This is a genomic window from Nioella sp., from assembly GCF_964229645.1.
GTDB lineage: Bacteria > Pseudomonadota > Alphaproteobacteria > Rhodobacterales > Rhodobacteraceae > Nioella.
Genome location: NZ_CAXREX010000318.1, coordinates 1 through 4,198, shown reverse-complemented (window position 1 = coordinate 4,198; position 4,198 = coordinate 1). Strand labels below are relative to the sequence as shown.

Below are 4,198 nucleotides of genomic sequence, written 5' to 3'. Positions count from 1 at the left end.
CAGATTGACGAGCTCTTCCCGGAGCTGATCCGGGGTCTTGTCACGCAGTTCAGTGGCGCTCATTCGCCTTCTTCCTTTTCTCAAAACACCAGCGAGCCCCGCAATGGGTCACCCGTTGACCTGGTGGATGAATGACAAACGACGAATCCCCGGGCGAACCCGGGGAAGCGTGCGATGCCGCTCTATAGGGGGGTTGGGCGTGGGGGGCAAGGGCTAGATTGAAAAACCTGCACCACTTGGCTGCGATGGCTCTCGCGCGGGGGCGCGCCTTGGGGTAATAGCACGCGCATGGCTCAGATATCATCCCTCTTCGTGACCCGCCTCTACCGTGCCCGCCTGTCGGAGTTCGCCCCCGAAATCGACGCGCAGGAGCTCGACAATTCCTGCATCGTGATCGCCGAGGATGACGAGGCCGGGCAGCAATGGTGCGAGGAAAACGGCTATCCCGGTTACACCTCTTACGCCTCGCTGACCGACCTTCCCTGGCGCTTCCCGATCTTTGCCGATCTGGTGAAGGTTCTGGATCAGCATGTGGCGGCCTTCGCCGAGGATCTGGAGTTTGATCTCGATGGCCGCAAACTGGTGCTGGAGGATCTGTGGATCAACGTCCTGCCCGAGGGCGGCATGCATGCAAGCCACCTGCACCCGCATTCGGTGATTTCCGGCACCACCTATGTCTCCATGCCCGAAGGCGCCTCGGCGCTGAAGCTGGAAGACCCCCGGTCAGGTCGGATGATGGCCTCCCCGGCGCGCAAGAAAGGCGCGCGCGAAGACCTGCGCACATTCATCTACGTCAAACCCGAGGTAGGTGACGTGCTTCTCTGGGAAAGTTGGCTGCGCCACGAGGTGCCGATGAACATGGCCGAGGAGGAACGCATCTCGGTCAGCTTCAATTACCGGTGGGAATAAGAGGTCAAAGCGCCCAAAGGGCGCATTGAAACCTTGACCACCCCTTTTTCAGAACCGATCCTTCTGCTGGCCCGACATATTGAACGCGGGGACAGCAGCAGAAGGAATTTTCCATGCAATGCCATGAAGTAGACTACGAGATCTTCGGCGACGACATGCAGATCGTCGAGGTGGAGCTCGACCCGGGCGAGAAGGTGATCGCCGAAGCGGGTGCGATGAACTACCTGGAAGACGGGATCGGGTTCGAAAGCCGCATGGGCGATGGTGCGCAGCCCTCTGGCGGCATCATGAATTCACTGCTGAACGTCGGCAAACGTGTCCTGACGGGCGAGTCCATTTTCCTCACCCATTTCACCAATAACGGCCAGGGCAAGAAGCGCGTGGCTTTCGCAGCCCCCTACCCCGGCAAGATCATCCCCGTGAACATGGCCGAAATCGGCGGTGAGCTGATCTGTCAAAAGGACGCGTTCCTCTGCGCCGCCTTCGGCACCACCACCGGAATCGCTTTCCAGAAGAAACTGGGTGTCGGCTTTTTCGGCGGCGAGGGCTTCATCCTGCAGCGCCTCAACGGCGATGGCATGGCCTTCATCCACGTGGGCGGCACGGTCATCAAACGGGAACTGGCAGCGGGCGAAACCCTGCGGGTCGATACCGGGTGCCTTGCAGCAATGGATGGAAGCGTCGGCTATGACATCGAACGCGCCGGGAACCTGAAGTCGATGGTCTTCGGCGGTGAAGGGCTGTTCCTGGCCACGCTGAAGGGCCCCGGCACCGTCTGGCTGCAAAGCCTGCCCTTCTCTCGCCTCGCCGACCGCATCATGCGCGCGGCTGGCCCCGGTGGCAGCAAGGGCGAAGGATCTGTGCTTGGCGGACTGGGCGATATGTTCGGGGATCGCTGACCCCAAGCGTCCACGCAACAAAAAACCCCCGCCGATCTCTCGGCAGGGGTTTCTCTTTGTCTCGGGGCGGGCGGGTTGCCCGACGCCCTTACCAGTCTTCGCGGACCACGGTGCGGGTCTTGATCGGCAGCTTCATCGCGGCCAGGCGCAGGGCCTCGCGGGCGATGTCTTCGCTGACGCCGTCGATCTCGAACATGATCCGGCCGGGCTTGACCTTGCAGGCCCAGTAATCGACCGAACCCTTACCTTTACCCATCCGCACTTCGACGGGCTTCGAGGTCACGGGCAGATCGGGGAAAATCCGGATCCAGACGCGGCCCTGACGCTTCATGTGACGCGTCATGGCCCGACGGGCGGCTTCGATCTGACGGGCGGTGACCCGCTCGGGCTGAAGAGCCTTCAGGCCGTAGGTGCCGAAGTTGAGGTCAGAGCCCCCCTTCGCTTCACCATGGATGCGGCCCTTGTGCATCTTGCGGAACTTCGTGCGCTTCGGTTGCAGCATAACGTCTTACTCCTTAGCGGTCACGGCGGGGACGCGGCGCGCCACCTTCCTGAGCCTCCGCTGCGCGACGATCACGGGCCGACGGGTCGTGCTCCATGATCTCGCCTTTGAAGATCCAGGTCTTGATGCCGATGATGCCGTAGGGCGTGGAAGCCTCGGCGTGGGCGTAGTCGATATCGGCGCGGAGCGTGTGCAGGGGCACACGGCCTTCACGATACCACTCGGTCCGTGCGATTTCCGCACCACCAAGACGACCGGCAACGTTCACACGGATGCCCAGGGCACCCATGCGCATCGCGTTCTGCACGGCACGCTTCATGGCACGGCGGAAGGACACGCGGCGTTCCAGCTGCTGCGCGATGGACTCGGCAACCAGCTGTGCGTCCAGCTCGGGCTTGCGGACCTCGACGATGGTGAGGTGCAGTTCCGAGTCGGTCATCGCTGCGAGCTTCTTGCGCAGGGTTTCGATATCGGCGCCTTTCTTGCCGATGATCACGCCCGGGCGCGCAGTGTGAACGGTGACGCGGCACTTGCGGTGCGGACGTTCGATGATCACACGGGCAACGCCCGCCTGCTTGCACTCTTCGTGGATGAATTCACGGATCTTCAGGTCCTCCAGCAGGAGGTTCCCGTAGTCCTTGGTATCGGCGTACCAGCGGCTGTCCCAGGTGCGGTTGACCTGGAGGCGCATGCCGATCGGATTAACCTTGTGACCCATTAGGCTTGCTCCTCAACTTGACGCACCGTGATGGTGAGTTCCGCAAACGGCTTGACGATCCGGCCGAACCGGCCACGGCCACGCGGGCGACCGCGCTTCATGACCATGTTCTTGCCGACATAGGCCTCGGCGACCACCAGTTCATCCACATCGAGGTTGTGGTTGTTCTCGGCGTTGGCGATGGCGGACTGAAGGCATTTCTTCACGTCCACGGCGATCCGCTTTTGCGAGAAGGTCAGGTCGGCCAGGGCCTTGTCCACCTTCTTGCCACGGATCAGCTGAGCCACGAGGTTCAGCTTCTGCGGGCTGGTGCGCAGCATCCGCAGCTTGGCCATGGCCTCGTTATCCGCCACGCGGCGGGGATTCTTATCCTTGCCCATGGCTTACTTCCTCTTCGCTTTCTTGTCCGCCGCGTGACCGTAATAGGTCCGGGTCGTGGAATACTCGCCGAACTTCTGGCCGATCATTTCCTCGGTGACGTTCACCGGGACATGCTTCTGACCGTTGTAAACCCCGAAGGTGAGGCCCACGAACTGCGGCAGGATGGTGGAACGGCGCGACCAGATCTTGATGACCTCGTTGCGGCCCGACTCGCGGGCTTTTTCGGCCTTCTTGAGGACGTAAGAGTCGACAAAAGGCCCCTTCCATACAGCACGTGCCATAGATTACCGGCCCTTCTTCTTGGCGTGACGCGAGCGGATGATCAGCTTCTGCGACGCCTTGTTCTTGTTGCGGGTGCGCTTGCCCTTGGTGTCCTTACCCCACGGGGTAACCGGGGTACGACCACCAGAGGTGCGGCCTTCACCACCACCGTGCGGGTGGTCGATCGGGTTCATCGCAACACCACGGACCGACGGACGCTTGCCCATGTGACGGACGCGGCCGGCTTTGCCGAGGTTCTGGTTCGAGTTGTCGGGGTTCGACACGGCACCGACGGTGGCCATGCATTCCTGACGGACCATGCGCAGCTCGCCCGAGGACAGGCGGATCTGGGCGTAGCCACCGTCACGGCCGACGACCTGGGCGTAGGTGCCCGCGGCGCGGGCGAGCTGACCGCCCTTGCCCGGCTTCAGCTCGATGTTGTGAACGATGGTACCGATCGGCATGCCCGAGAACGGCATCGCGGTGCCCGGCTTGATGTCGACCTTCTGGCCCGAGATCACCTTGTCG

7 protein-coding genes are annotated in these 4,198 nt (G+C 62.3%); 2 read left to right on the top strand and 5 right to left on the bottom strand.

The window, feature by feature from the left end:
* The first annotated feature begins 288 nt into the window (after positions 1 to 288).
* On the top strand, positions 289 to 909 hold the full coding sequence (locus ACEQXV_RS19775; RefSeq protein WP_370270600.1) for a 2OG-Fe(II) oxygenase family protein: 621 nt from the start codon (positions 289 to 291) through the stop codon (positions 907 to 909).
* 113 nt (positions 910 to 1,022) lie between these two features.
* Complete coding sequence (locus tag ACEQXV_RS19770; RefSeq protein ID WP_370270598.1) at positions 1,023 to 1,808, top strand: TIGR00266 family protein; 786 nt, start codon at positions 1,023 to 1,025, stop codon at positions 1,806 to 1,808.
* An 88-nt stretch (positions 1,809 to 1,896) separates the two neighbouring features.
* Here the strand turns inward: ACEQXV_RS19770 and rplP are convergent, their stop codons facing one another.
* The 5 genes from rplP to rplB all read right to left on the bottom strand — a co-directional run.
* Positions 1,897 to 2,310 (bottom strand): 50S ribosomal protein L16, encoded by a 414-nt coding sequence (gene rplP / locus ACEQXV_RS19765; protein WP_370252855.1) that lies wholly within the window; start codon positions 2,308 to 2,310, stop codon positions 1,897 to 1,899.
* 13 nt (positions 2,311 to 2,323) lie between these two features.
* Positions 2,324 to 3,028, bottom strand: coding sequence for a 30S ribosomal protein S3 (rpsC, locus tag ACEQXV_RS19760; RefSeq protein WP_370270597.1), 705 nt, complete (start codon positions 3,026 to 3,028; stop codon positions 2,324 to 2,326).
* Positions 3,028 to 3,408, bottom strand: a complete 381-nt coding sequence (gene rplV, locus ACEQXV_RS19755) for a 50S ribosomal protein L22 (RefSeq protein WP_370270596.1) — start codon at positions 3,406 to 3,408, stop codon at positions 3,028 to 3,030. The genes rpsC and rplV overlap by 1 nt, the downstream gene beginning before the upstream one ends.
* Before the next feature lie 3 nt (positions 3,409 to 3,411).
* A complete protein-coding gene (gene rpsS / locus ACEQXV_RS19750) occupies positions 3,412 to 3,690 on the bottom strand; it encodes a 30S ribosomal protein S19 (protein WP_370270594.1) in 279 nt (92 codons plus the stop codon).
* Positions 3,691 to 3,693: 3 nt separating this feature from the next.
* Positions 3,694 to 4,198: 50S ribosomal protein L2 (gene rplB, locus ACEQXV_RS19745; RefSeq protein WP_370270592.1), on the bottom strand; the 505-nt coding region annotated here is incomplete at its 5' end.

Coding starts and splice junctions, on each gene's coding strand:
- ACEQXV_RS19775 (WP_370270600.1), top strand. CDS start 289: ATGGCTCAGATATCATCCCTCTTCGTGACCCGCCTCTACCGTGCCCGC.
- ACEQXV_RS19770 (WP_370270598.1), top strand. CDS start 1,023: ATGCAATGCCATGAAGTAGACTACGAGATCTTCGGCGACGACATGCAG.
- rplP (WP_370252855.1), bottom strand. CDS start 2,310: ATGCTGCAACCGAAGCGCACGAAGTTCCGCAAGATGCACAAGGGCCGC.
- rpsC (WP_370270597.1), bottom strand. CDS start 3,028: ATGGGTCACAAGGTTAATCCGATCGGCATGCGCCTCCAGGTCAACCGC.
- rplV (WP_370270596.1), bottom strand. CDS start 3,408: ATGGGCAAGGATAAGAATCCCCGCCGCGTGGCGGATAACGAGGCCATG.
- rpsS (WP_370270594.1), bottom strand. CDS start 3,690: ATGGCACGTGCTGTATGGAAGGGGCCTTTTGTCGACTCTTACGTCCTC.